Annotated in this window: 21 protein-coding genes and 1 riboswitch; of the genes, 8 read left to right on the top strand and 13 right to left on the bottom strand. The window is 69.7% G+C overall.

Features of this window, described 5'->3' with window-relative positions:
- Positions 1–78: 78 nt before the first annotated feature.
- Both WFH00_RS10390 and WFH00_RS10385 read right to left on the bottom strand, forming a co-directional pair.
- Positions 79–1,257 carry a zinc-dependent alcohol dehydrogenase gene (locus WFH00_RS10390; RefSeq protein ID WP_336660764.1) on the bottom strand — a complete coding sequence of 393 codons (1,179 nt, stop codon included), beginning with the start codon at positions 1,255–1,257 and terminating at the stop codon, positions 79–81.
- A gap of 71 nt (positions 1,258–1,328) precedes the next feature.
- Complete coding sequence (locus tag WFH00_RS10385; protein WP_336660763.1) at positions 1,329–1,829, bottom strand: CinA family protein; 501 nt, start codon at positions 1,827–1,829, stop codon at positions 1,329–1,331.
- A 208-nt stretch (positions 1,830–2,037) separates the two neighbouring features.
- Here WFH00_RS10385 and WFH00_RS10380 point away from each other — a divergent pair, with 208 nt between their 5' ends.
- Positions 2,038–4,146, top strand: coding sequence for an NAD-dependent epimerase/dehydratase family protein (locus WFH00_RS10380; RefSeq protein WP_336660762.1), 2,109 nt, complete (start codon positions 2,038–2,040; stop codon positions 4,144–4,146).
- Positions 4,147–4,362: 216 nt separating this feature from the next.
- On the opposite strand, the gene WFH00_RS10375 is transcribed toward WFH00_RS10380, so the two are convergent.
- The 6 genes from WFH00_RS10375 to WFH00_RS10350 all read right to left on the bottom strand — a co-directional run bounded on the left by WFH00_RS10375 (position 4,363) and on the right by WFH00_RS10350 (position 13,954).
- Positions 4,363–5,757 (bottom strand): MFS transporter, encoded by a 1,395-nt coding sequence (locus WFH00_RS10375; protein ID WP_336660761.1) that lies wholly within the window; start codon positions 5,755–5,757, stop codon positions 4,363–4,365.
- 91 nt (positions 5,758–5,848) lie between these two features.
- Entirely contained in the window at positions 5,849–7,291 is a 1,443-nt protein-coding gene (locus tag WFH00_RS10370; RefSeq protein WP_336660760.1) for an L-serine ammonia-lyase, read from the bottom strand.
- Between the two features lie 17 nt (positions 7,292–7,308).
- Positions 7,309–7,695 carry a glycine cleavage system protein GcvH gene (gcvH, locus tag WFH00_RS10365; protein ID WP_336660759.1) on the bottom strand — a complete coding sequence of 129 codons (387 nt, stop codon included), beginning with the start codon at positions 7,693–7,695 and terminating at the stop codon, positions 7,309–7,311.
- 78 nt (positions 7,696–7,773) lie between these two features.
- On the bottom strand, positions 7,774–8,973 hold the full coding sequence (gcvT, locus tag WFH00_RS10360; protein ID WP_442918834.1) for a glycine cleavage system aminomethyltransferase GcvT: 1,200 nt from the start codon (positions 8,971–8,973) through the stop codon (positions 7,774–7,776).
- A 10-nt stretch (positions 8,974–8,983) separates the two neighbouring features.
- Entirely contained in the window at positions 8,984–11,860 is a 2,877-nt protein-coding gene (gene gcvP, locus WFH00_RS10355; RefSeq protein WP_336660758.1) for an aminomethyl-transferring glycine dehydrogenase, read from the bottom strand.
- Between the two features lie 154 nt (positions 11,861–12,014).
- Positions 12,015–12,114, bottom strand: a riboswitch (glycine riboswitch).
- A 289-nt stretch (positions 12,115–12,403) separates the two neighbouring features.
- Complete coding sequence (locus tag WFH00_RS10350) at positions 12,404–13,954, bottom strand: amino acid permease (RefSeq protein WP_336660757.1); 1,551 nt, start codon at positions 13,952–13,954, stop codon at positions 12,404–12,406.
- Between the two features lie 209 nt (positions 13,955–14,163).
- Between WFH00_RS10350 and WFH00_RS10345 the strand changes: the two genes are divergently transcribed.
- The 5 genes from WFH00_RS10345 (at position 14,164) to WFH00_RS10325 (ending at position 19,305) form a co-directional block, all read left to right on the top strand.
- On the top strand, positions 14,164–15,534 hold the full coding sequence (locus WFH00_RS10345) for a glutamine synthetase family protein (RefSeq protein WP_336660756.1): 1,371 nt from the start codon (positions 14,164–14,166) through the stop codon (positions 15,532–15,534).
- Between the two features lie 88 nt (positions 15,535–15,622).
- Positions 15,623–16,348, top strand: coding sequence for a gamma-glutamyl-gamma-aminobutyrate hydrolase family protein (locus WFH00_RS10340; protein WP_336660833.1), 726 nt, complete (start codon positions 15,623–15,625; stop codon positions 16,346–16,348).
- On the top strand, positions 16,345–17,700 hold the full coding sequence (locus WFH00_RS10335) for an aldehyde dehydrogenase family protein (protein ID WP_336660755.1): 1,356 nt from the start codon (positions 16,345–16,347) through the stop codon (positions 17,698–17,700). Before WFH00_RS10340 ends, WFH00_RS10335 begins: the two co-directional genes overlap by 4 nt.
- Before the next feature lie 58 nt (positions 17,701–17,758).
- Positions 17,759–18,550: a 3-oxoacyl-ACP reductase gene (locus tag WFH00_RS10330; protein WP_336660754.1), complete on the top strand. Its 792-nt coding sequence runs from the start codon at positions 17,759–17,761 to the stop codon at positions 18,548–18,550.
- An 11-nt stretch (positions 18,551–18,561) separates the two neighbouring features.
- The gene (locus WFH00_RS10325) at positions 18,562–19,305 is read left to right on the top strand and encodes a FadR/GntR family transcriptional regulator (protein WP_336660753.1); all 744 of its coding nucleotides are present in this window, start codon (positions 18,562–18,564) and stop codon (positions 19,303–19,305) included.
- A gap of 144 nt (positions 19,306–19,449) precedes the next feature.
- Here WFH00_RS10325 and WFH00_RS10320 read toward each other — a convergent pair whose 3' ends face one another.
- Both WFH00_RS10320 and trmB read right to left on the bottom strand, forming a co-directional pair.
- Positions 19,450–20,433, bottom strand: a complete 984-nt coding sequence (locus WFH00_RS10320; protein ID WP_336660752.1) for an NAD(P)H-dependent flavin oxidoreductase — start codon at positions 20,431–20,433, stop codon at positions 19,450–19,452.
- 196 nt (positions 20,434–20,629) lie between these two features.
- Positions 20,630–21,376, bottom strand: coding sequence for a tRNA (guanosine(46)-N7)-methyltransferase TrmB (gene trmB, locus WFH00_RS10315; RefSeq protein WP_336660751.1), 747 nt, complete (start codon positions 21,374–21,376; stop codon positions 20,630–20,632).
- Between the two features lie 163 nt (positions 21,377–21,539).
- On the opposite strand from trmB, the gene aroQ reads away from it, so the two are divergent.
- Complete coding sequence (gene aroQ / locus WFH00_RS10310) at positions 21,540–21,980, top strand: type II 3-dehydroquinate dehydratase (RefSeq protein WP_336660750.1); 441 nt, start codon at positions 21,540–21,542, stop codon at positions 21,978–21,980.
- 31 nt (positions 21,981–22,011) lie between these two features.
- Here aroQ and WFH00_RS10305 read toward each other — a convergent pair whose 3' ends face one another.
- Together WFH00_RS10305 and WFH00_RS10300 are read right to left on the bottom strand one after the other, a co-directional pair.
- Complete coding sequence (locus WFH00_RS10305; RefSeq protein WP_336660832.1) at positions 22,012–22,845, bottom strand: CPBP family intramembrane glutamic endopeptidase; 834 nt, start codon at positions 22,843–22,845, stop codon at positions 22,012–22,014.
- A gap of 87 nt (positions 22,846–22,932) precedes the next feature.
- Positions 22,933–23,319: a hypothetical protein gene (locus WFH00_RS10300; RefSeq protein WP_336660749.1), complete on the bottom strand. Its 387-nt coding sequence runs from the start codon at positions 23,317–23,319 to the stop codon at positions 22,933–22,935.
- Positions 23,320–23,400: 81 nt separating this feature from the next.
- On the opposite strand from WFH00_RS10300, the gene WFH00_RS10295 reads away from it, so the two are divergent.
- Complete coding sequence (locus tag WFH00_RS10295) at positions 23,401–25,755, top strand: excinuclease ABC subunit UvrA (RefSeq protein ID WP_336660748.1); 2,355 nt, start codon at positions 23,401–23,403, stop codon at positions 25,753–25,755.
- Here the strand turns inward: WFH00_RS10295 and WFH00_RS10290 are convergent.
- Entirely contained in the window at positions 25,752–26,831 is a 1,080-nt protein-coding gene (locus tag WFH00_RS10290; protein ID WP_336660747.1) for a TIGR00730 family Rossman fold protein, read from the bottom strand. The genes WFH00_RS10295 and WFH00_RS10290 overlap by 4 nt on opposite strands.
- Positions 26,832–26,847: the final 16 nt, after the last annotated feature.

Below are 26,847 nucleotides of genomic sequence, written 5' to 3'. Positions count from 1 at the left end.
TCCAAGCACAGTGCCGGGCGAGCGGGGCTTCACGTTGCGGTGCGCGGGCGGGAGCAGCATCTCGCCCGCCCACCGGCCTCAACGCGCCGGGTCGAGCACCACCTTGATGCAGCCATCCTCCTTCTTCTGGAAGGTCTCGTACATCGCGGGCGCCTCGTCGAGCGGCACGCGGTGGGTCGTCAAATCCGCGGTGCCGAGCGGGTCGTCATCTCGCTCGGCGAGCGGCAGCAGATCCCCGATCCACCGCTTCACGTTGCACTGGCCCATCTTCAGCGTGATCTGCTTGTCGAACAGCGTCTTCATCGGCAGCGGATCGGCATTGCCGACGTACACGCCGCTGATCGACACTGTGCCACCGCGCCGCACCACGTCGATCCCCTGTAGGAGGGCCGCGGTGCGATCGACGCCCGCGTGCTCCATCATGGGCCGCGCGACCGCGTCGGGCAGCGCCCCGATCGCGGTGTGCGCCGCGTGCACGCCCGGGCTCCCGTGGGCTTCCATGCCGACCGCGTCAACTACCGCGTCAGCCCCGCGCCCGCTCGTGAACTCGGCGACGGCGTCGGGCACCTCGTCGGGGTCGCACACCGTGACCCCATACCGCTCGGCCATTGCGCGCCGCTCCGGCACGGGGTCCGCTGCTATCACCCGCGCGCCGCGGTGCGCGGCGATCCGAGCAGCGAACTGTCCGACCGGCCCGAGCCCGAGCACGAGCGCAGTGTCACCCGCACCCACTCCCGCGTACGCGACGCCCTGCGCCGCGGTCGGCAGGATGTCGCTCAAGAAGAGGTAGCGCTCGTCGGGCAGCGAGGTGCCGACGGGGATCGTGTTGTAGTCGGCGAGCGGCACGCGCAGGTACTCCGCCTGCCCGCCTGGCACCTGGCCATAGAGCTTCGTGTAGCCGAAGAGCGCGGCGCCCGATCCGTACTCGGTGACCTGGGTCCGCTCGCACTGCGACTGCAGTCCGCGGCGGCACATCCAGCACTCGCCGCACGAGATATTGAAGGGCACCACGACGCGCTGTCCCACCCGAAGGGAAGTCACGCCGGGGCCCACCTCCTCGACCACGCCCATCGTCTCGTGCCCGAGAATGTCGCCGGCATCGAGGAACGGCCCAAACAGTTCGTACAGGTGCAGGTCCGATCCGCAGATAGCGGTTGACGTCACACGGATGATCGCGTCGCCGGGCTCTTCGATCCGCGGATCCGGCACCTCCTCCACCGAGATCTTTCGTTTTCCCTGCCAGGTCACTGCGCGCATGTGCTGTTCCTCTCGTTCGTCTCTCTAAAACGGCCGCGACCCGCGCGGCCCTCGATGTTCGGGTGCTGCCGTCAGGCCTCGGTGGGGGCGGAGCCGAGGCGATCGATGATCGCCTCGAGCGCGGCCTCGACGGTTTGGCGCATCACGTCGATCGGCTCGCCGTCAAACACGAACTCTTCCGTGCGCGTCGGCGCATCGCCGCCCGAGATCGCGAGCACGACCGTGCCCGCTGGCTTGCCCTCGTCGGGCTCGGGCCCGCCCACGCCCGTCACGGCGACCGCCACGTCCGCGAGCAGGTGGCGGAGCGTCGACTCGGCCATCGCGGTCGCGGTCTCGTGCGTGACGACGGGACCGCGGGGCGCGCCGAGCAGCGTGTACTTCACTTCCGGGTGGTAGGCGATCACACCCCCGTGGAACCAGCTGCCGGAATCGGGAGCCGCCGACAGCGCAGCGCCGAGCTGACCGCCCGTGAGCGACTCGGCCACGGCCACCGAGCGGCGGGACCGCCCGGCAAGCTCTGCGATCTGCTCCGCGAGGCGATCCACACGCCCTCCGAGCACTGAATCCACCATGCATGCTTCCCTTCTCGCGTGTTTCGAGTGCGACGGTCGACGCGCGCACTCCCACCGTTGCGCCGAGACTACGGACGCGATCCCGGCGGCGCAGGGGGGTTGACGGCCCGCACCCCGCAGCGCAACCCCCTGGGGTTTCGCGCGCATTTCGGCGACCGTAGAAGACACACCGCACATCTGTGCACACGAGCGACCGAGGAGGATCCCGATGCCCGATCCGCAGAACGCACACGAGGGCGCCGCCGCGTCGCAGGGGTTGAGAGTGGCGGTGGTCGGCGCCACCGGCAACGCGGGAACGGCGCTGCTCCGGGCGCTGGCGCAGGCCCCGGAGGTGACCTCCATTCTCGGGATCGCCCGGCGCATGCCGGACGCAACGGCCGAACCCTACGCATCGGCGGAGTGGGCGTCGGTGGACGTGGCGGCGGCATCCCCGGAAAGCGCGGTGGTCGAGCGGCTCACCGAACTCTTCCAGGGCGTCGACGCGGTCGTGCATCTCGCCTGGCTGATCCAGCCGCTGCCGGAGCGCGAGCTGCTCCGTCGCGTGAACGTCGAGGGCACGCGGCGGGTACTCCGCGCCGCTGCCGCCGCCGGGGTGACGCAGGTGGTCGTCGCGTCGTCGGTCGGCGTGTACGCGGCCGACCCGTCCACCGCGCTCCGCGACGAGCACTGGGAACGCGGCGGAATCGAGACCTCGCAGTACAGCGTCGACAAGGTCGCGCAGGAGGAGGTGCTCGACGCGTTCGAAGTGGAACACCCCGAGATCGCGGTGACGCGGCTGCGGCCCGCGCTCGTGTTCCAGGGCGATGCGGCCTCGTCGATCCAGCGGTACTTCTTGAGCGGGGCCGTTCCCGTGCAGGCACTGAAGCACGCGCGCCCGCCGGCCCTGCCGCTCCCCAAGGGGTGGCGCGGGGTGCAAGCGGTGCACGCCGAGGACCTCGCGGATGCGTACACCCGGGCGATCGTGCGGCGCGCCCCCGGCGCGTTCAACATCTGCGCCGACGACGTACTCGGACCCCAGCAGCTCGCCGACATCATCGATCACGGCCGGTACTTCGAGCTGCCGACGCCGATCGTGCGCGGTTTCGTCACCGCGGCGTACCGCTCGGGGCTGATCTCGGTCGACGCGGGCTGGTTCGACCTCGGGCTCGGCGCCGCGCACATGGACAACTCGCGCGCGAAACAGGAGCTCGGCTGGCAGCCCACGCGCACCGCCGCGGACGCCCTGCGCGAGCTGATCCAGGGCATGATCGACGGCCGCGGAGCCGACTCGATTCCGCTGCGCGCTCGCGACATAGACGAGGCGCGCCTGTCGTCGCTCGATGGGCGCGTGAACGGTGGCGAGGGGAACGGCGGCGAGGGGAACGGCAGCGAGCCGAGCGGGGCGGAGCCTGGCAGCGGCACTGCGGGCGCCCCGGCCGACGGTGGGTCGCACGCGCCCACGGGATCCGCCGCCAACGCCGGTGAGACGAATGCGGCGGGCGGATCAGCGGCCGAGTCACCGACCGCCGGGAGTGACGCGGGAGACTCCCCGAGCCACGAAAAGACCAGCGAGAACTCGGAGAACGAGTTCGACTGGGAGATCTTCGGCCTGTATCTCTCGGACCACCTGACGGGAGCGACGGCCGGTGCCGAGCGCATGGAACGCATGTCGGCCTCGTACATCGATACGCCGGTCTACGCCGGGCTCTCCGAGCTGGCGGAGGAGCTGCGGCTGGAGCGCGCGTTCCTCGCGCACCTCATCGACGATCTCGAGGTGAGGCGCCGCCCGTACCGCCAAGCGGCTGCCTGGGTCGGCGAGCACGTCGGGCGGCTGAAGCTCAACGGCCGCGTGTTCTCGCGCTCCCCGCTCTCGCTCCTGCTCGAACTCGAGCTGCTGCGAAGCGCGGTGATCGGCAAGCTCGGCCTCTGGCAGACGCTCGGCGAGCACGCGGATGAGCTGGGGCTCGACGCGGACGTCTTTTCGTCGCTCAGCGATCGTGCGCTGGCACAAGCCTCGGTGCTCGACGCCGCCCACGAGTACGCACGAGCGCGGGCGTTCCGACAGAATCCGGATACGTTCGGCAGCGACGAGGATCCGGCGACGGCCGCGCCGTCCGGCCCCGACCCCCTCCCCGACGCGGGCGCCCCGGCGAAGCCGGCCGCGGGGGCCGCCGCCGCAACCGGTTCCGCCGCGGTGACGGGAGTCGCCGCCGTGCTGGGCGATGGGTCGACAAGCGGACCTAACGCGGAGCGCGCCGCGCACGACCACGACGATGCGCTCGCGGACGAGTGGGGCGAGGAGTCCTTCCCGGGCAGCGACCCGCCCGGGCACTACTAATTGGCAAGCGTCACGCCTGCGGAAGCGCCGACGGTCCCCCATGCGACGCAAACGGCCGGTTCGCGCTCCACGAACCGGCCGTACGCGTCCCATCGATGATGGCGCGCCGGAGCGCGAGGCGCCGGGCCCGCGAGGCCTCCGGCGCGGGCGCGCGAGGCGCCGGGCGCTGCGCACCAGCGCGGGGCGCCGCGGGCCCGGCCCGGCGCGGCGCTGCGCTCAGCGATCGTCGAGCGCGCGCCCGCTGCGATCTACGAGGCCCCAGGTGGCGCCCGCGGCGATCACGAAGAACACTGCGAAGACCGTGAAGGTGAGGCCGGGGCCGCCCGCGGTGAGCATCACCGGCACGAGCATGGGCGCGACGATCGACGCGATGCGCCCGACCCCCGCGGCCCAGCCCGCTCCCGTTCCGCGGAGCGAGGTCGGATAGATCTCGGGAGTCACCGCGTAGAGCGCGCCCCACGCGCCCAGGTTGAAGAACGAGAGCGCCATGCCCGACGCGATGATCGCGGACTCGGCGTGCACGGTGCCGAACACGATCGCGGAGGCCGCCGAGCCCACGAGGAACACCGACAGCGTGAGACGCCGACCCCACACCTCGATGAGCCAGGCCGCGACGGCGTACCCGGGCAGCTGCGCGAGCGTGATGATAAGCGTGAAGCCGAAGGAGCGCACCAGGCTGAAGCCTGCGTCGACCAGAATGCTCGGGATCCAGATGAAGGCGCCGTAGTAGGCGAAGTTGACGCAGAACCAGACGAGCCAGATCGAGAGCGTGCGGCCGCGGAACTCCGACGACCAGAGCGCCGCGAGGCGCTTGCCGCTCGAGGGCGCGATGGGCGCGGCAGGTGCGGCTTCTGCGGCTGACACCCGTTCCGTCGACGCAGCCGCACTCGGCGCTGCCCCGCCCGACGCCGGGCGAGACGCCGCTCCCGCCTCGAACGACGCGACGATGCTGTCCGCCTCCGCCGTGCGCCCGCGACCGGCGAGCCAGCGCGGCGACTCGGGCAGCGCCCACCGCACCACGAACGCGTAAATCGCTGGCACCGCGCCGATCGCGAAGGCCCACCGCCACCCGTTCTCTGATGCCGGCACGACGAAATAGCCGATGAGCGCCGACGCGGTCCACCCGACTGCCCAGAACGCCTCGAGAATCACGATGAGTCGGCCGCGGATGCGCGCGGGCGCGAACTCGCTCACGTACGTCGACGCGACCGGCAGCTCGGCTCCGAGACCGAGTCCGACGAAGAAGCGCAGCACGAGCAGCACCGCGATGCCCCCGACGAGCGCGCTCGCCCCGGTTGCGACGCCGTAGATGAGCAGCGTGATCGCGAAGACATGACGGCGCCCGAAGCGGTCGGCGAGCAGGCCGCCGAGGCTCGCGCCGATCGCCATGCCCGCGAAGCCGACCGACGCGATGAGCCCGCTCTCGGCCTTGTCGATCCCCCACTGCTGCGTCAGCGCGGCGATGATGAAGGAGATGAGCCCGACATCCATCGCGTCGAGCGCCCAGCCGATGCCGGACCCGCCGAGGATCTTGCCGTGCTTGCGGGTGAAGGGGAGCGCGTCGAGGCGCTGCGCGAGCGAGCGGGGCTCGGTCGTCGAGGTTCCGGTCATGCCAACATCGTAGAGCGCGCCGGGGACATTCGTGGCGGCGCGGCCCGAAGCTCGAGCCGCAATCACGCAGGGCGCGGCGGATCGCGGCGGCTCAGCAGTAGGGCACGTTCACGGCCAGCCCGCCGAGTGCGGTCTCCTTGTACTTGTCGCTCATGTCCTTGCCCGTCTCGCGCATCGTGACGATCACCTCGTCGAGGCTCACCCGGTGCTGCCCGTCGCCCATGAGCGCCATCTTCGCCGCGTTCACCGCCTTCGACGCGGCGATCGCGTTGCGCTCGATGCACGGGATCTGCACGAGCCCGCCGATCGGGTCGCACGTAAGTCCGAGGTTGTGCTCCATCGCGATCTCCGCAGCGTTCTCCACCTGCTCGGGCGTTCCGCCAAGCGTCTGCGCGAGACCCGCGGCCGCCATCGACGACGCCGAGCCGACCTCGCCCTGGCACCCGACTTCGGCACCCGAGATCGACGCCTGCGACTTGTAGAGCACGCCGACGGCCCCCGCTGCGAGCAGGAACTCCGCGACGACGCGCTGCCGCTGCTCCTCCGACCACTCCCGCGCGCCCGGCGCGTAGTGCGTGGCGTAGAAGAGCACCGCGGGGATGATGCCGGCCGCCCCGTTGGTCGGCGCCGTCACCACTCGCCCACCCGACGCGTTCTCCTCGTTCACCGCGAGCGCGACGAGGTTGATCCACTCCTGCCAGTACACGGGATCGCGGTCAGGATCCCGCTCGGTGAGCTGCCGATGCCACTCGGGCGCCCGTCGTCGCACGTCGAGCCCACCCGGAAGCACCCCGGTCCGCGCGAGCGCGGAGTTCTTGCACGCCTCCATGACCTCCCAGATGTGGGTGAGCCCGGCGAGCACCTCACCCTCGTCGCGGGCCGCGCGCTCGTTCGCGAGCATCACCTCGGCGATGCTCAGTCCCGCCGCGTTCGCGTGGGCGAGCAGCTCCGCCGCGGTGGTGAAGGGGTACGGCGGGCCTGCCTCCGCTGCCGCCTCCTCGCCAGCGCCTGCCTCATCGCCCTCGCGAACGATGAAGCCGCCGCCGATCGAGAAATAGGTTTCGTACGCGATCGTCTCCCCCGCGGCGTCGCGCGCGGCGAAGCGCATGCCGTTCGTGTGGCGCTCGAGCAGCGTGAGCGGGTGCAGCACGATGTCGCGGACGGTGAAGGGCAGGATCGCGGCGCCGTCGTCAGCATCCGCGCCGAGCCTTTCGCCCCCGCCCAGCTCCGCACCGAGCCGCAGTTCCCCGCTCGCCTCCTGCCGCGCGCGGGCGGCCTCGATTGCGTCGGGCAGCACGGTCTCGGGGTCGAAGCCCTCGAGACCGAGCAGCACCGCGGGGAACGTGCCGTGACCCTGCCCGGTCGCGGCGAGCGAGCCGTAGAGGTCGACGCTCAGCTCGGCGACACGCGTCACCCCATCGGGCCGCTCCGCGATCTTCGACGCGAATGCTCGCGCCGCTCGCATCGGCCCCACCGTGTGCGAACTGGAGGGACCAATGCCGACCGAGAAAAGGTCGAAGATGCTGACGGACATGCGCGGCGCCCGCGTGGTTACGCGGCCGAAATCTCCGCGCCGTTGTCGGCGGCGTACTGCTCGGCGTCGAGCAGCGGCCCCTCCTCCGAGACCGCGACCTTGAAGAGCCAGGCGGCGCCGTAGGGGTCCGAGTTCAGCAGCGCCGGGTCGTCGACGACCGCGCTGTTGACCTCGACGACCTCTCCGGCGACGGGCGAGAAGAGCTCCGAGACTGACTTGGTCGACTCGACCTCACCCACGACCGCGCCGATCGCGATCGTGGCGCCCACCTCGGGCAGATCGACGTACACGATCTCACCGAGGGCGTCGGCAGCGACTTCGCTGATACCGACGACGGAGGGGTCGTCGCCCGAGATCCACTCGTGCTCGGAGGAGTATCGAAGTCCGGCCTTGACGTTGCTCATGATGCGGGTGTCCTTACTGTGATGCGTGTGCAGATGAATGGAAATGGGTGACGAAGCGGGTACGGGCAGAGGGGCGGATCAGGCGTCGCGTCGATAGAACGGCAGCTCGACGACCGTGAATGGTTCGGCCTTCCCGCGCAGATCGACCTCGACCGCGGTGCCGACGGCTGCGTGCTGCGGCTGCACGTACGCGAGCGCGATCGGGTGCCCGAGCGTCGGGCTCGGCTGCCCGCTCGTGACGCGGCCGACGGTCTCGCCACCAGCCAGCACGGCGTACCCCGAGCGCGCGGCGCGGCGGCCCGTTCCCGCGAGACCGACCAGCACGAACTCGCCGTTTTGCTCGCGGCGCGCCTCAAGGGCGGCCCGACCCACGAACTGCTCCGGCTTCTTGAACGATACGACGGGCCCGAGCCCGACATCGAACGGCGTGACCTCGCGGCTCAGTTCGTTGCCGTAGAGCGGCATGCCCGCCTCGAGGCGCAGTGAGTCGCGCGCGGCGAGCCCCGCGGGCACGAGGCCGTGCGCGGCGCCGGCATCGAGCAGCGCACGCCAGAGCGCGGGCGCCTCCGCGTTCGGCAGGTACAGCTCGAAGCCATCTTCTCCGGTGTACCCGGTGCGCGCGAGTAGCACGCTGACGCTCGCGACCTCGACCGGCGTCGCCGCGTAGTACTTCAGCTCGCTCACGGCGTCGCGCTGATCCGAGGCGACAATTTCGTGCAGGATCGCCACGGCGTGCGGCCCCTGCACCGCGATGAGGCTCGTCTCGCCGGACTCGTCAGCGACGCGCACGTCGAAGCCTGCGGCGCGCTCAGCGAGGGCCGCGGCGACCGTCAGCGCGTTGCCCGCGTTCGGCACCACGAGGTATTCGTCGTCACCGAGTCGATAGCTGATGAGGTCGTCGATGATCCCGCCGTCCTCCGCGCAGATCAGCGAGTACTTCGCGCGACCGATCGCGACCGCACCGAGATTGCCGACGAGCGCGGTGTTCAAGAACACGGCGGCATCGGGGCCTGTCACCCGAATCTCTCCCATGTGCGAGAGATCGAAGAGTCCCGCGGCCTGCCGCACGGCGCGGTGCTCGGCGAGCTCGGAGCCGTACCGCAGCGGCATGTCCCAGCCGCCGAAGTCGGTGAAGTGCGCGCCGAGCGCGGAGTGCTCCTCGTGCAAAGCGGTGCGCCGCGGGCCATCGGTGGCGATGTCGATCCCGGCGGTGTCAGTGGACGCAGAGCCAGTCGCGCCAGTGCCAGTCTCACCAGAGCGCGATGCCATCTCGTTCATGCTCGTCTCCTCAGTTCTCGAACGCCTCGGGCGCCGGGCAGGCGCAGACGAGATTACGGTCGCCGTAGGCGCCGTCGATCCGCCCCACCGGCGGGAAGTACTTGTCCGTGCGCAACGCGTCGACCGGGTACGCGGCCTGCTCTCGCGTGTACGCGCGATCCCACTCGCTCGTCACCACGCTCGCGGCGGTATGCGGGGCGTTGCGGATGGGCGAATCCTCGACCGCGATCTCGCCGACGATCATGGCCTCGATCTCACCCCGGATCGTGATCATGGCCTCGATGAAGCGATCGATCTCGTGGATGTCCTCCGACTCAGTCGGCTCGACCATGAGCGTGCCCGCGACGGGGAACGCGAGCGTCGGAGCGTGGAAGCCGAAGTCGATGAGCCGCTTCGCCACGTCCTCGGCGCTGACGCCCGACTTCGCGGTGAGCTCGCGGAGGTCGAGAATGCACTCGTGCGCGACGAGCCCGGTCTCTCCCGTGAAGAGCACCGGGAAGTGCTCGGTGAGGCGAGCCGCGATGTAATTCGCACCGAGGAGCGCGGTCTTCGTCGCCTGCGTGAGCCCCTCGCCGCCCATCATCGCGATGTACGCGTACGAGATCGGCAGCACGCCCGCGGAGCCGAAGAGGGTTGCGACGACCGGCACGCCGTCGCTCACGGAGTACGTGCCCGTCGGGTCGTTCGGCACGAACGGCAGCAGGTGCTCGGCGACGCCGATCGGGCCGACGCCGGGGCCGCCGCCGCCGTGCGGAATCGCGAACGTCTTGTGCAGGTTGAGGTGCGACACGTCCCCGCCGAAGCGGCCCGGCTGCGCGAGCCCGACGAGGGCGTTCATGTTCGCGCCGTCGATGTACACCTGCCCGCCCACCGCGTGCACCTGCTCGCAGACCTCGCGCACGTCAGTGTCGTAGACGCCGTAGGTCGAGGGGTACGTGAGCATGATCGCGGCGAGCTCGTCGCGGTTCGCCTCGATCTTCGCGGCCAGATCGCTCAGGTCGATGTGGCCCGACTCGGTGTTCTTGACCACGACCACGCGCATGCCGGCGAGCACCGCCGATGCGGCGTTCGTTCCGTGCGCGGACGCCGGGATCAGGCACACCGTCCGCTGCTCGTCACCCCGCGAGCGGTGGTAGCCGCGGATCGCGAGCAGCCCCGCGTACTCTCCCTGCGCGCCCGAGTTCGGCTGCAGCGAGACGCCCGCGTACCCCGTGATCTCGACGAGCCTGCGCTCGAGGTCGGCGATGAGCTCCCGCCACCCCCGCGTCTGCGACTCGGGCGCGTACGGGTGGATCCCGGCGAACTCCGGCCACGAGATCGACTCCATCTCGGCCGTCGAGTTGAGCTTCATCGTGCAGGAGCCGAGCGGGATCATCGTGCGATCGAGCGCGAGGTCGCGATCGGCGAGGCGCCGCAGGTAGCGGAGCATCTGCGTTTCGGAGCGGATCGAGGTGAAGTTCGGGTGCGTGAGGAATGCGCTGGTGCGCGCGAGTTCGCTCGGGAAGCCGCGATCCGCCGCCCCCGACGCCTCTGGAGACCCGGTGGCCTCCGGAGCGCCCGCGAGCTCCACTCCGAACGCGCCCACGACCGCAGCGAGGTGCTCCGCGGACGTCGTCTCGTCGGTCGAGACGCTCACGGTGTCGGCGTCGACGCGGCGCAGGTTCACGCCCGCCTCGGCCGCACGCGCGACGATCTCGTCGGCTCGGCCCGGCACGCTCGCGCGCACGGTGTCGAAGAACGAGCGGCTCGCGAGCGGGATCCCTGCCGCCTCGAGCGACTGGGCGATCGCGCACGCATGGGCGTGGGCGCGCTCGGCGATGGCAGTGAGCCCGTCCGCGCCGTGGTAGACCGCATACATCGAAGCCGTGATCGCAAGGAGCGCCTGCGCGGTGCAGATGTTGCTCGTGGCCTTCTCGCGGCGGATGTGCTGCTCGCGGGTCTGCAGGGCCAGCCGGTAAGCGGTGCGGCCGGCGGAGTCGCGGGAGACGCCGACGAGGCGGCCCGGGAGCGAGCGCTCGAGCCCGGCCCGCGTCGCGAGGTAGGCGGCGTGCGGCCCGCCGAAGAAGAGGGGCACGCCAAAGCGCTGCGTGTTGCCCACCGCGACGTCGGCGCCCTGCTCTCCCGGCGGCACGATCACGGTGAGCGAGAGCAGGTCGGCGATAACCGTGACCATGGCTCCGCGATCTTTCGCCGCCGCGATCACCTCTGAGTGGTCGACCACCGCGCCGTCGTCGCCCGGCTGCTGCAGCACGAGGCCGAAGATCTCGCCCTCCGGCAGCCCCTGCGACAGGTCCGCCACCTCGACCTCGAAGTCGAGCGCCTCGGCGCGGCCGCGGATCACGGCGATCGTCTGCGGGTAGATGTTCCGGTCGATCACGGCGCGGGCGGTCGCGGGCGCGCGGCCCGCGCGGCGCATGAGGAGCACCGCCTCGGCGGCCGCAGAGGACTCATCCAGCATCGAGGCGTTGGCGATGTCGAGGCCGGTGAGATCTGCCACCATCGTCTGAAAATTGAGGAGTGCCTCGAGCCGACCCTGCGATATCTCGGGCTGGTAGGGCGTGTACGCCGTGTACCAGGCCGGATTCTCGAGCACGTTTCGGCGGATCACGGGCGGGGTATGCGTGTCGAAGAAGCCCTGTCCGATCATCTGGGTCTTCAGCTCGTTCTTCGCCGCGAGCGCGCGGAGGTCGGCGAGGATCTGCTCCTCGCTGCGGGCGGCGGGCAGGTCGAGGGGCTCCGATTTGCGGATCGACGCGGGCACCGCCGCATCGACGAGTGCGTCGAGCGACTCGTGCCCGACGGCATCGAGCATCGCGCGGACGTCGCGCTCGGAGGTGACGCCGATGTGCCGGTCGGTGAAGGTGCGTACGGCGGGTGTGATGCTCACGAGGATCTCCGGTGGTAGTGACGCGGGGCGCCAGAAATACAGGGATCCTCCCCGCTCTGTACCGTGACCTGAGAGATTCGAACGTTCCGCTATCGCTGCGGGCGTCCTTGCACCGTCGGTGAGCGGGCGAATGCACGCTGCTTTCCAGAGTTGCCTCGCTGTGACGGTACGGAGGCCTGAGAGATTCCCGGGGAGGATTTGCTCCTACGGCGCCGGTGCCGTTGCCGGCGACCGAACTCTCCCGCCACAGCTTGATGGCCGATATTCACTTGGTTCGGCCGAGTCTAGCATCGCGGCGAGAGCGCGAATAGGGGCGTCGGGGCGCGCGGCTGCAGCTGGTCCGGCGACCGCACCCGCGCCCGTCAGACAGTGGATCGCCACACAAACGGAGCGACACGCCGAGAATCGATCCGCCCGTGTGGCTTTCCACTGTCTGATGGGCGCGCGGGCCGTGCGCTTGGGCGCGCACGGGCCCATGCGCATGGGCCGCGAGGAGCGGGGAGGCAGGCGGGCCGGGACACTCAGCGTGCCCCAGCCCGGCGCTCAGCGATCCGCGTCGCGCCCGTCGGTCGCCAGCAGCTCCTCTTCCACCGCTCCGCCGTACCCCTCCGCTTGCGGGTCACCGTGGAGGCCGCCCGACACCGCGTACTCCTCCTCCGGCGAGAGGATCAGGCGGTGCCGCGTGTACAGACCGAAGATGATCAGGCCGACGATGTACACGACGACGATTGCGACGATCGCGGGGCGGAAGGTTTCGTTAAGCAGGAACCCGAGGAAGATGAGCGCGGAGATGATCGCGGCTGCCACTGCGCCGAACACGCCCCACGGGCTGAGGTACGGGCGCTTGGCATTCGGGTACTTGCGACGCAGGATCACGAACGAGAGCATCTGCATGAAGTACGCGAGCACCGCGCCCCACACCGCGATGTTCAGCACGATCGCGCCCCCGACGCCGCTGTCGCCGCCCGTCAGCTCGACGATCACGAGCGCCGCGAAGCCGATGAGCGCACCGGCGAGGAGCGCCACCCACGGAGTCTGGCGCTTGCCCGTCAGCGAGAGCCACTTCGGGTAGTAGCCCGCACGCGAGAGCGAGTACATATTGCGCCCGTACGCGAACATGATGCCCTGCAGCGAGGCGAGCAGGCCGAACAGGGCGAAGAGCGCGAGCAGGCCGGCCACCCACGCGAGGTCGTCACCGAGGATCGCGCGGAAGCCGTCGAGCAACGGCTCGCCCGCGACGCCCGTCGCCTCAGCGCCCAGCACGCCCGTGTTCAGAATGAGCACGAGGAGGCCCGTCGCGATGAGCGTGCCGCGAGCCCAGAGACCGGCGCGCGGGATGTCGCGCACGGGATCGTGCGACTCCTCGGCGGCGAGTGGAAGCTCCTCGATGCCGAGGAAGAGCCACATCGCGAACGGCATGGCGAAGAGGATCGGCAGCACGCCGTGCGGGAGGAACGCGCTCTGGCCCGGATCCGCCTCGATCTCGAAGAGGCTGCCCCACTCGATCGAACCGCTCGCGAAGGCCATGATCGCGAAGAGCACGAGCACGCCGATCGAGATGATGGAGACGATGATCGCGAACTTCAGCGAGATTGCGGCGCCCGCCGTATTGAGGCCGACGAATGCGGCGTAGAGGATGATCCACCAGAGCCACGTGGGGAGGGTGAATCCCATGAGACCCTCGGTCACGCCGTTGGCGTAGCCCGCGGAGAAGTAGACGATCACCGCCGTGGTCGCGACGTACTCGATGGTCTCGGCGAGACCGGTGACGAAGCCGCCCCACGGCCCCATCGCCGCGCGGCCGAAGGAGTAGGCACCGCCCGTGTGCGGCATGGCCGCGGCCATCTCACCGATGGAGAAGACGAGGCCGTAGTACATGACGACGAGGATCGCGAAGGCGATCAGCATGCCGCCGAATCCGGCAGCCTCGATGCCGAAGTTCCATCCCGAGAAGTTGCCGGAGATGACGGCGCCGACGGCGAGCCCCCACAATCCCCAGACTCCCGCGGAGCGCTTGAGGCGCCGCTTCTCGAAGTAGCCGTCTTCGGCTGTCGTGTAGGTGGCGCCCGAGACCTTCAGGGTGTCCTTGGCCATATCGACCTCTTTCACTTCGTTGTGATGGATACGATCACTGCGACTATAGCCGCGCATTGGTCGTTTGGCACCACCTTTATCGGGCGGAGGCTTGCGGAGGAGCCGAGGGGCTGTGATGTAATGGTCTTCGCACCGACCTTTTCACCTCGGCCGCGTTCGCTTCGTTCACGGCCACGCACCTGCGACTCGACGACGAGCAAGGAGAGCACATGACCCCCGCGAGCGGAAATCTCACCCCGGACGAGCTGCGCGAGGCGGTCGCGTCGGGCGAGATCGACACCGTCATCGTCGCGTTCACCGACATGCAGGGACGACTCGTGGGCAAGCGCGTCTCGGCGCGTCTCTTCCTCGAGGACGCGATGGAGCACGGCGCGGAGTGCTGCAACTACCTGCTCGCGGTCGACGTCGAGCTGAACACGGTCGACGGCTACAAGCTCACGAGCTGGGAGAGCGGCTACGGCGACATGGCGATGATGCCCGACCTGTCGACGCTACGACGGGTCCCCTGGATTCCCGGATCCGCCCTCGTCATCGCCGACCTCACCACGGCGGGCGACCACACGCCGATCCCGGTGTCGCCCCGAGCCGTGCTGCAGCGCCAGGTCGATCGCCTCGCCGAGCACGGCCTCGAGCCCTTCATCGGCACCGAGCTCGAGTTCCTGGTTTTCGACGACGACTACCGCTCGGCATGGAAGAACGGCTACCGCGACCTCACCCCCGCGACCGACTACAACACCGACTACGCGCTCCAGGCGTCGACGCGACTCGAGCCGCTGCTACGCGACATCCGCAACTCGATGGATGCCGCGGGCATGTACTGCGAGGGCGTGAAGGGTGAGTGCAACCTCGGCCAGCAGGAGATCGCGTTCCGGTACACCCACGCCATCCCGACATGCGACAACCACTCGATCTACAAGAGCGGCTCGAAGGAGATCGCTGACGCGCACGGTAAGAGCATCACGTTCATGGCGAAATTCAATGAGCGGGAGGGCAACAGCTGCCACGTGCACGCGAGCCTGCGCAATGAGGCGGGCGATCCCGTGTTCGCCGACTCGTCCGCGTCCGACGGAATGTCGAGCATGTTCCGCCACTTCATTGCCGGGCAGCTCGCGGCGATGCGGGAGTTCACGCTGCTGTACGCGCCGAACATCAACTCTTACAAGCGCTACGCCGACGGCAGCTTCGCCCCGACGGCGGTGGCCTGGGGCCACGATAATCGCACCTGCGCGCTTCGCGTCGTCGGGCGCGGCCACGCGATGCGCGTCGAGAATCGCGTGCCGGGCGGCGACGTGAACCAGTACCTCGCGGTCGCCGGGATGCTCGCCTCGGGCCTCTGGGGCATCGAGCAGCAGCTCGAGCTCGGCGATCCGCTCTCGGGCAATGCCTACGCGAGCGATGTGGAGCGGGTGCCCACGACGCTGCGCGAGGCCGCGGATCTGTTCGAGCAGTCGGCGCTCGCGCGCGAGGTGTTCGGCGACGACGTCGTGGAGCACTACGTGCACGCGGCACGCATCGAGGTCGCGGCGTACGACGCCGCCGTCACGGACTGGGAGCGGGTGCGTGGTTTCGAACGTCTCTGAGCCGGGTCTTCCGGGCGCGGGCTCGGTTGCGGCCGGTGCCGGTGCCGCGGCTTCCGGCACCGCGGCTTCCGGCACTGCCGTCGCTCCCATCATCGGAATCACCAGTTACCTCGAGCAGGCGCAGACGGGCGTGTGGGACGTCCGCGCGTCGTTCCTGCCCCAGGTGTACCTCGACGCCGTGACCGAAGTCGGCGGCATCGCGCTCGTGCTCCCCCCGCAGCCGGTCACGCCCAACATCGCGCGCGCGATCGTGGCGCGGCTCGACGGGCTGATCCTTTCGGGCGGCGCCGACGTCGATCCTGCCCGCTATCGCGAGGTTCCCCACGAGCGCACCGGTGCGCCCCGCACCGACCGCGACGCATTCGAGGCCGCACTGCTCGACGCGGCCATCGAGGCCGAGTTGCCACTGCTCGGTATCTGCCGGGGCGCGCAGGTCGTCAACGTGGAACTGGGCGGCAGCCTGATCCAGCATCTCCCCGACCTCGTGGGCGACGACCGCTATCAAGCGGGCCAGGGCGTGTTCAACGAGATCGACGTCGAGGTCGACGAGGGATCGCGGATCGCCCAGGTGCTCGGCGACGAGCGCAGCGCGCGCGCCCACCTCTACCATCACCAGGCCATCGACCGCGTGGCCCCGGGCGTGACGGTCACGAGCCGCACGGCAGACGGCATCATCCAGTCGATCGAGCTCGATGCGCTCCCCTTCGGCGTTGCGGTGCAGTGGCACCCGGAGGAGAACCGCGAGGACCGCCGCCTCTTCCAGGGGCTCGTCGACGCCGCCACTACCTATCGTCTCGGCAAGGAGCACTCATGAGCTACACCGTCATCAACCCCGCGACCGGCGAAGCGGTCACCGAGGTCGCGCACGCGGGCCTCGAGCAGACCGATCGCGCCATTGAGGCGGCCCTCCGCGCGCAGCGCGAGTGGGCCGGCGTGGCGCCCGCCGACCGGGCCCGCGCGCTCCGCCGCTTCGCCGACGCCGTGGACGGCGACGTCGAGCACCTCGCGCAGCTCGAAACCACGAACTCCGGGCACCCCAGCACGCAGTCCCGCTGGGAGGCGGGGCACGTGCGCGACGTGCTCGAGTACTACTCCGCGGGCCCCGAGCGCCTCATCGGCCAGCAGATTCCCGTCGCGGGCGGCATGAACGTGACGTTCCACGAGCCGCTCGGCGTCGTCGGCGTCATCACCCCGTGGAACTTCCCGATGACCATCGCCTCCTGGGGCTTCGCACCGGCGCTCGCGGCCGGTAACGCGGTCATACTGAAGCCCGCTGAGTGGACGCCGCTCACGAGCATGCGCCTCGGCGAACTCGCGCTCGAAGCAGGGCTCCCCGAGGGCCTGTTCCAGGTGCTCGCCGGGCGCGGCTCGGTCGTGGGCGAGCGCTTCGTCACGCACGAGGCAGTGCGCAAGGTCGTGTTCACCGGGTCGACGTCGGTCGGAAAGCGGATCATGGCCGGGTGCGCCGAGCAGGTGAAACGTGTCACGCTCGAACTCGGGGGCAAGAGCGCGAACATCATCTTCGCTGACGCCGACATCGAGCGTGCCGCGGCGACCGCCCCCTACTCCGTCTTCGACAACGCGGGGCAGGACTGCTGCGCGCGCAGCCGCCTCCTCGTGCAGCGGAGCGTCTACGACCGCTTCATGGAGCACTTCGAGGCAGCGGTGCAGGGGGTCAAGGTCGGCGATCCCACGCTCGAATCGACCGAGGTCGGCCCGCTCGTCACCGAGGCCCACCGCGAGAGCGTCGCGGGCTTCCTCACCGACGACGTCCCCGTTGCGTTCCGCGGCAGCTGCCCCGACGGGCCCGGCTCGTGGTTCGCACCGACCGTCGTGACGCCCGAGCGCGGTTCTCGCATCGCGACCGAGGAGGTTTTCGGGCCCGTCGTGTCGGTGTTGCCGTTCGAGGACGAGGCCGACGCGCTGCAGCTCGCGAACGACTCCGAGTACGGGCTCAGCGGATCGATCTGGACGAACGATCTCGCCCGGGGCATTCGCGTTGCCCGCGGCGTCGAGGGCGGCAATCTCTCGGTGAACTCGCACTCCTCCGTGCGCTACTCGACACCGTTCGGCGGGTTCAAGCAGTCGGGCCTCGGGCGCGAGCTCGGCCCCGACGCGACCGAGCACTTCACCGAGACGAAGAACGTGTTCTTCGCGAGCGAATGACCCGCGACTCCCTCCCCGCTTTACACCTCCGCCCGCACCACACCCGAAGGATCCCCTCATGAGCGACATCACCCCCATCGATCTCACCCAGCGCCTCGCCGGCAAGGTCGCCGTCATCACCGGCGGCGCCAGCGGCATCGGACTCGCGACCGCGAAGCGCATGCGCGCGGAGGGTGCGAGGATCGTGATCGGCGATATGAATCCCGAGGCCGGCGAGGCGGCTGCCGCTTCGGTGGACGGGCTGTTCGTGCAGGTCAACGTGACCGACGAGGCGCAGGTGAACAACCTGTTCGACACGGCCGCCCGCGAGTACGGCTCCGTCGACATCGCCTTCAACAACGCGGGCATCTCCCCCGACGACGACGACTCGATCGAGATCACCGAGCTCCCGGCCTGGGAGAAGGTGCAGGACGTGAACCTGAAGAGCGTCTACCTGTGCTCCCGTGCGGCGCTGCGCCATATGACGGCTCAGGGATCCGGATCCATCATCAACACCGCGTCGTTCGTCGCGGTCATGGGCTCCGCCACCTCGCAGATCTCGTACACGGCGTCGAAGGGCGGCGTGCTCGCGATGACCCGTGAGCTCGGCGTGCAGTTCGCGCGTCAGGGCATCCGGGTCAACGCGCTCTGCCCCGGACCGGTGAACACCCCGCTGCTGCAGGAGCTGTTCGCGAAGGACCCCGAGCGCGCGGCTCGCCGCCTCGTGCACGTGCCGGTCGGTCGCTTCGCGCGCCCCGAGGAGCTCGCCGCGTCCGTCGCCTTCCTCGCGAGCGACGACGCCTCCTTCATCACCGCATCGACGTTCCTCGTCGACGGCGGACTCACGAGCGCGTACACGACGCCGCTCTAGGGAGTCAAGCAGTGACCGGGCCGGGTGACGGCATCGAACTCCTCGTGCGCGCGGTGCGACCGACGAACGCGTACGAGGAGACGATGCAGCGGCTGCTGCAGTCCATTCGCCTCGGGCTCATCGGCCCGGGCGAGCAGCTCCCTCCCGAGCGCGACCTCGCGTCGATGCTCAAGGTGAGCCGCGATACCGTGCGCGAGGCACTCGCGACGCTCGTCGACGCGAGCTTCGTGGTCTCGCGGCGCGGGCGGTACGGCGGAACGTTCGTCGTGGACTCGTTGCCCCAGGAGCTCCCGCCCGGCGCCACCTCCCGAGAGTTCGGCAGCGAGGAGGTCGAGGATGTGACCCGCCTGCGCCGCGTGCTGGAGGTGGGAGCGGCACGTGAGGCGGCGGGGCGCGACCTGCCTGCCGACGAGCGCGCGCGACTCATGCGGGCGCTCGAGGAGTGCTCGGGCTGCGCACAGGCGGATCACCGCCGGCTCGATTCCCGCCTGCACGTGCTCATCGCGGAGCTCTCAGGATCGCCGAGCCTCGTGCCGCTCGTCGCGAACCTGCGGACGCGCGTGAACGCGCTCCTCGACGCCATCCCGATGCTCACGCCCAACCTGTCCCACTCGAATGCGCAGCACGAGGCGATCGTGACCGCGATTCTCGCGGGTCGACCGGACTCCGCGGCCGAGGCGATGAACGAGCACATCGAGGGGTCGACGGCGCTGCTCAGGGGCTTCCTGTCCGGCGCGCCGAGCGGCAAGGCGTAGGGCGCGCGGGCGGCTGGTCACAGAGCCCATCAGACAGTGGATCACCACAAATACGGGGCAACACGCCGAGAATCGATCCGTACGTGGAGCTTTCCACTGTCTGATGGGTGGGCGCTAAAGCAGCAAGCAGCCATGCGCGGGCGGCTAGCTCGCGGAGGGAGTCGGCGCGGTCAGCGCCTCGATGACCTCAGCGGCCGTGCGCAGGCGCTCGATCCGCCCCACCCCCTCGCCCGCATCGACCGGCACCACCGTGTAATCGCCGGCCTCCACGGCCGCGCGAAACTCGGCGCGCGCAGCAGCATCCCGCGCCAACTCATTCGCGCGGCCGTGCCAACGGTCGATGAACGGGGTGCGGATCAGCCGCTCCGGGAACCGGCTCGGCCACGGCAGCTCGAGCGCGACGTCGAAGACCCGCGTCACGAGGGTGTCGCCGGCATCGCTGGCGAACATCACTTCCCGCGCGGCTGGTGGCGTGAGCGCCTCGGCGCAGGCCGCGAACGCGGTGCCGACCCAGGCTCCCGCCGCCCCCGCGTCGAGCACCCGCTCGAGGTCGGTCGCTGTCACGATCCCCCCGGCGGCGAGCACCGGCACGTCGACGACGGCGAGCACCGCCTGCAACAGCTCGTCGCGCGGCTCCTGGTGATCGCCGTGCCCGCCGCCCTCGCGGCCGCGCGCGACAATCACATCGACCCCGGCTTCGGCCGCGCGTTCCGCTTCCTCCGCGGTCGCCGCCTGCGTCACCGCGACGGCGCCGACGTCGTGCACCGCGGCGATCCACTCGGGCGCCCGCTCGGCACCCACCCAGTCGCCGAAACTCACCGAGACGAGGGCGGGACCTGCCGCGAGTGCGCGCTCGAACAGCACGCGATCCCGCTCGATACCCCACGCGACCAGCCCGATGCCGAAGGGGTGCCCGTCAACGCCCCCGATGTCCTCGCCGAGCGCCGCGAGCTCGCGCTCCAGCGCGGGGACCGAGGCGGCGCTTCCCATGCCGATCATGCCGAGGCCGCCCGCGCGCGAGACCGCCGTCGCGAGCTCGCCGCCCGCCGCGCCTCCCATTGGCGCGCAGACGACCGGCACGCGCAGCCCGAGGTCGCGCGCCCACTCCGTCACCCGTTCTGCACCCATGCCGCCACGCTACTCCTCGCTGGGCGTGCTGATCCAGGGCGCTCAGCCGCCCCGCCCCGCCCGTCAGACAGTGGATCACCACCCATTCGGAGCGACACGCCGAGATTCGACCCGCACATGGGGCCTTCCACTGTCTGATGGGCGCGCGCCCACCGGTCAGCAGCGAGAGCGCCCACCAGCCGAGGCCCGCCCCGCGTCACGCCGCGCGGTAGGTGAGGTCGCGGATGTGGCGACCCTTGTCGATGCCCTTCTGCTCAAAGGCGGTGAGGATGCGACCGTCGAAGCGATCCGCCCATTCCCCCGAGAAATCGCGAGCGAAGCCGGGTGCCGCGTCGAGCACCTCGCGCATCTGCTCCGCGTAGTCCTCCCAGTCGGTCGCGAGTCGCAGCACCCCTCCGGGCCTGAGCGCGCGGGCGGCGATGCGAGCGAAATCCTCGCTCACGAGGCGGCGCTTGTGGTGACGCGCCTTCTTCCACGGGTCCGGGAAGAACACCCAGATCTCGTCGACAGACCCTACGGGCAGGTACTTCTCGAGCAGCTCGGGCGCGTTCACCTCGGCGAGGCGCAGGTTCTCGGTGCCGGCGATCTCCGCGCGAATCATGGTACGCGCGAGGCCGGCGCGGAACACCTCGATCGCGAGGAAATTCGTGTCGGGGCGGGTTTCGGAGGCGTGCAGGATCGCGTGGCCCTGACCCGACCCCACCTCCACGACGAGCGGCGCGCTGCGACCGAAGATCTCCGAGGGGTCGCTGTGCGCGCCGTCGGCGACGCTGGTCGCGGCGGGCCCGTGCGGAATGTCGAGCACGTACTTCGCGTGGTGGTCGGCCCAGGCACGCTCCTGCGAGGGGGTCATGCGCCCGCTGCGTCGCACGAACGAGACAGGCTTTTCGCGGAACGTCGTCGGATCGAAGCTCTTGTACGGGAGGGGCTGCTGCTCGGTCACCCCATAACGGTAGTCGCGCCCGCGTGCGGGGGCAAAGCGGGGTGTTCGCCGGGTCATGTCCACGTAGGTGCCGGGGCCCATTGCCGCACGCGGGCCGCGCCGGCCGAGCGCTTTCGGCCGACCGCTACCATGAGAAGAGGAGTGCCGAACGAAGGGGTGCATCATGACCAGGCGGATCCTGCTGGTGAACGGGCCGAACCTCAATCTGTTGGGCACCCGCGAGCCCGAGGTCTACGGGGAGGACACGCTCGCCGACGTCGAGGCACTCACGTCGCGCGTCGCCGCGGAGTTCGGCCTCGAGGTGCGAGCCGTGCAGAGCAACCACGAGGGTGCGCTCGTCGATGCGATCCACGAGGCCCGCGAGGACTGCGCCGCCATCATCATCAACCCGGGCGCCTTCACGCACACCTCGATCGCGCTCCGCGATGCGATCTCCGGGGTCGCGCTGCCGACCGCCGAGGTGCACATCTCGAACGTGCACGCGCGCGAGGAGTTCCGCCACCACTCGTACATCTCCGGCGTCGCTGCCTGCGTCATCGTCGGCTGCGGTGTGCAGGGCTACGAGTTCGCGGTGCGCAGGATCGCCGCGCTGCTGGCGGGCTAACCGCCTGCCGCTTGCTCGCGCCCGCTGACCGCTACGGCGCGGTCGGAAAGATGTTGAATAGCGCTGGGTTGTGCGCGTAGACCAACACCGCAAACACCACCGCGTCGAACAGCAGGTGCACCGTGACGACGTACGTGAGCGACCGGGTGCGTAAGAAGATGTACCCCTGCACAAGCGCGAACGGAATCGTGAGGATCGGCCCCCACGCGCGGTAACCGAGCTCCCACAAGAACGACACGAAGACGATCGACTGCAGCACGTTCGCGGCCCACGCCGGGAAGTGCCTCAGCAGCACGGCGAACACCGTGCAGATGAAGAACAGTTCGTCCCAGATCCCGACCGCACCGACTCCGATGAACAGCCGGGCGACGAGATTCGGCGTGTCGACGACCGGCCAGTTCTGGTAGACGCCCGAGCTGATGAAATACCAGGGCAGGATCAGCCACCCGAGCACCAGCACCGCCGCGAGCCAGGCCCATTGCGCGGTCGTCCATCGCGCGCCCCGCGATCCGCCAGCGCTCCCGAGCCACGGGAAGCCGGTCGCGCGATCTCGGTAGACGAACCGCGAGACGACGTACGGCACCGCGACCGCCCCGCCGAGTGCGAGTGTGAACTTCACCATGGACCAGGTGTCGAGCTGCGCTGCGAGCGGAATCGTTCGGACGATGCCGAGCCCGATGACGATGAGGGAGAGGTCGCGGAGGAGTGACGGCGGGCGGGGAGCCGCGACGCCCGTTCGAGCCGGTGCGGGCGCCTGCGCGCGCCGCTGAGCCGTGCGACCCGCAACCGCGGCGAGCGCGAGGCCCACGACGCCGAGCGCGATCCCGAGCCAGATCCAGTGCAGCACGAACCACGCGGGCGCCATGAGGCATACCGACAGCGCGGCGAGCGCTGGTAGCGCGGACACGCTGGTCTCTGGCTCGCGCGCGCTGGGCCCCGGATTCGGCACGCGTCAGCTCATCAGGCTGCGCACCGGGGCGGGCGCATCAGCGAGAGGCACGAGCCGGTCGCCGACGGGGAACGGAAGGCGATAGCTCGAGACCGGAGCTCCGATGTCTCCGAAGTCGTCGTCCTTGAGCCCGATGCCGTCGGTCGAGACCTCGACGACGCGCACGCGCACCCACTCGCCCGCGCCCGTGCGCAGCGCGTATATTTCGGCGAGGTAACCGATCCCGAGGTTCTCGAGGTCTTCCTCCGCGTCGAGCCAGTCGAGCGGTGCCTCCTGCCGCGCGCGTCCCAGCAGGTCGTGCGTGACGAACCCGTCACCTTGTGGCACGATCCAGCCGACCAGCTCGCCGTCTTCGCGGCGCTGCGGCATCCAGGTCTCGGGAAGGGGCATGCGACGACCCTAGCAAGTCGACCCTCGAACCGATCACGAATGAAGAAGTGCAATGTTGGCGGCTCCGATTACGCTGACTCCATGACCACCACGCACATCGCAGACTCGCACGATCGCATCCGAGTGCAGGGCGCACGCGAGCACAACCTCAAGGACGTCAGCGTCGACCTCCCCAAGCGCCGCCTCACCGCATTTACGGGCGTCTCGGGCTCGGGTAAGAGCTCGCTCGTGTTCGGCACGATCGCCGCGGAGTCCCAGCGCCTCATCAACGAAACCTACAGCGCGTTCGTGCAGGGGTTCATGCCCTCGCAGAGCCGCCCCGACGTCGACGTGCTCGAGGGGCTCACCACGGCGATCATCGTCGATCAGGAGCGCATGGGCGCGAACCCGCGGTCGACCGTCGGCACGGCCACCGATGTCAATGCGATGCTGCGCATCATCTTCTCGCGCCTCGGCAGCCCACGCATCGGTTCCCCCAACGCGTTCTCCTTCAACGTCGCCTCGATCAGCGGGGCCGGGGCCGTCACAATTGAGAAGGGCGGCAAGAAGGTCAAGGAGCGGAGGAGCTTCGAGATTCTCGGCGGCATGTGCCCGACGTGCGAGGGGCGAGGGTCGGTGAGCGACTTCGCGCTCGACGAGCTGTATGACGCGGAGAAGTCGCTCAATGAGGGCGCGCTAAAGGTGCCCGGCTACAGCATGGATGGCTGGTGGGGGCGCCTCTTCGCCGACCTCTTCGACATGGACAAGCCGATCGGCACGTACACGGAGCGCGAGCGCGAAGACCTGCTCTACAAGGAGCCGACCAAGATCAAAGTCGAGGGCGTCAACCTCACGTACGAGGGCTTGATTCCGCGCATCCAGAAGTCGATGCTCTCCAAAGATCGCGAGGCGATGCAGCCGCACATCCGCGCGTTCGTGGATCGCGCGATCGTGTTCCACGACTGCCCCGACTGCGACGGAACGCGACTGAACGAGACGGCGCGCTCCTCGAAGGTCGCAGGCAAGTCGATCGCCGACGTCTGCGCGATGCAGATCACCGACCTCGCCGAGTGGGTGCGCGGCATCACCGACCCGGGCCTCGCACCGCTCATCGTGAAACTCGTCGACACGCTCGACTCGTTCGTGCAGATCGGGCTCGGGTACCTCAGCCTGGAGCGCCCGACCGGCACGCTGTCAGGCGGCGAGTCGCAGCGCACGAAGATGATCCGGCACCTCGGCTCCCCCATTACCGACGCGACCTACGTCTTCGACGAACCTTCGATCGGGCTCCACCCCCACGACATGCAACGCATGAATCAGCTGCTGCTGAAGCTCCGCGATAAGGGCAACACCGTGCTCGTCGTCGAGCATAAGCCCGAGATGATCGCGATCGCCGACCACGTGGTCGACCTCGGCCCGCACGCGGGCAGTGGCGGCGGCGAGATTTGCTTCGAGGGCACTGTCGACGGCCTCCGAGCGTCGGGCACGCTCACAGGCAAGCACCTCGACGACCGGGCACGGCTCAAGGAGTCGGTGCGCTCGGCGAATGGTGCCCTCGAGGTGCGGGGCGCGGATCGGCACAACCTGCAGAACATCGACGTCGACGTGCCTCTCGGTGTCCTCTGCGCGGTGACCGGGGTCGCGGGCTCAGGCAAGAGCACGCTCATCTCGAACTACGTCGCCAACCGAGAAGGAGTGGTCGCCGTCGACCAGGGCGCGATCAAGGGGTCGCGCCGATCCAATCCCGCGACCTACACGGGTCTCCTCGACCCGGTGCGCACCGCGTTCGCGAAGGCGAACGGCGTGAAGCCGGCCCTCTTCAGCGCCAACTCGGAGGGGGCCTGCCCCGAGTGCAAGGGAGCAGGCATCATCTTCACCGACCTCGGCATGATGGCGACGATGGAAAGCGTCTGCGAAGTGTGCGAGGGTCGCCGCTTCGCGGCCGAGGTGCTCGAGTACGCCTTCGGTGGCAAGAGCATCGCGGACGTGCTCGACCTGTCCATGGCTGAGGCGCTCGAGTTCTTTTCGGCCCCCGACACGAAGATCCCGAAGGCGGTGAAAATCCTCGGACGCCTCGTCGACGTCGGCATCGGCTACATCAAGCTGGGCCAGCCGCTCTCCACGCTCTCGGGCGGCGAGCGGCAGCGGCTAAAGCTCGCGATCCACATGCTGGAGGACGCCGATATCTACGTACTCGACGAGCCGACCACGGGCCTCCACCTCGCTGACGTGGAGCAGTTGCTCGGGCTGCTCGACCGGCTCGTCGATGCGGGCAAGAGCGTCATCGTGATCGAGCACCATCAGGCGGTGATGGCGCACGCCGACTGGATCATCGACCTCGGCCCCAGGGCCGGGCAGCAGGGCGGCACAATCGTGTTCGAGGGAACGCCCGTGGATCTGGTCGCGGCGCAGTCGACGCTGACCGGCGAGCACCTTGCGGCGTACGTCGGGCGTTAGGCGGCCTCGCCGCGATCCGCCGGTTCGAGCCCGTTCGGAGCCGTCTTCGGGGCGCTCCCGAGCTCCCCGAGCGCACGGATCAGCCGGTACAGGTCCCCCACCGCCCGCCTCCGCGGCGTGAGCACGAGACGCGGGAGGTGGAGCACGTCGTCGTCGGCGACCTCCGAGGCGAGCGGTTCCGAGCGCTCGATCGCGCCGGCTTCGCAGAGCCCGGAGAAGCGCTCGTTGAGATCCGCGAGCTCGGCATCGGTCGGCTCAGCTCGGAGGCGCAGCACGAGCTGGTCGTGCTGCCACCGCAGCGAGTCGTAGTTGCGCCAGAACCCGGTCACTTCGGCGATGGCGGCCTCGGGCGAGTCCGTGATCAGCACCCGATCGAGGTCGTTCACGGCGATGAGGCCCGATCCCGCGAGTTCCTCGGTCACGAACCGGGCGAAGCCCCGCCAGTAGGTGCCCCCGGGCCGATCGAGCAGCACGATCGGCTGCGGCTCCATCTTGCCGGTCTGCTGCAGCGTGAGCAGCTCGAACGTCTCGTCCATGGTGCCGAAACCACCGGGGAGGCAGACGAAGCCGCGCGACTCCTTCATGAGCATGAGCTTGCGGGTGAAGAAGTACTTCATCGCGACGTGGTGATCGGCGTCGCTCGCGGCGTCCAACGGCGACTCCTCGAATGGGAGCCGAATGGAGATACCGAGCGAGCGCTCCGGGCCGGCGCCCGTCGCCGCGGCCTCCATGATTCCCGGCCCGGCGCCGGTCACGACCATCCACCCCTGTGACGCGAGCTCGCGCGCGACGGACTCGGCGCTCCGCCACAGCGGGTCGTGCGATTGCGTGCGCGCGGATCCGAAGATCGTGACCTTCGGGATGCCGCGGTAGGGCGCGAAGAGGCGGAAGGCCGCGCGCATCTCTTCGACGGCCGCGGCGGTGATCTTGAGGTCGAGCCGCTCGGCGTCGTCATGGCCGAGCCCGATGCCCGCGCTGAGGATGCGGCGAATCAGGGTGCGCTGCGACGAGATCCCCGCCTCGTCGAGGAGCTGGTTCAGGGGTTCGGTGAGGGAGTCGGCGCTGTCGTTGGTCACGCGCCCAGTCTACGGA

Source organism: Leucobacter sp. USHLN153 (assembly GCF_037145615.1).
Classification (GTDB): Bacteria; Actinomycetota; Actinomycetes; order Actinomycetales; family Microbacteriaceae; genus Leucobacter.
The sequence above is the reverse complement of the archived record's forward strand: the minus strand, read 5'-3'. Positions and strand labels throughout refer to the sequence as shown.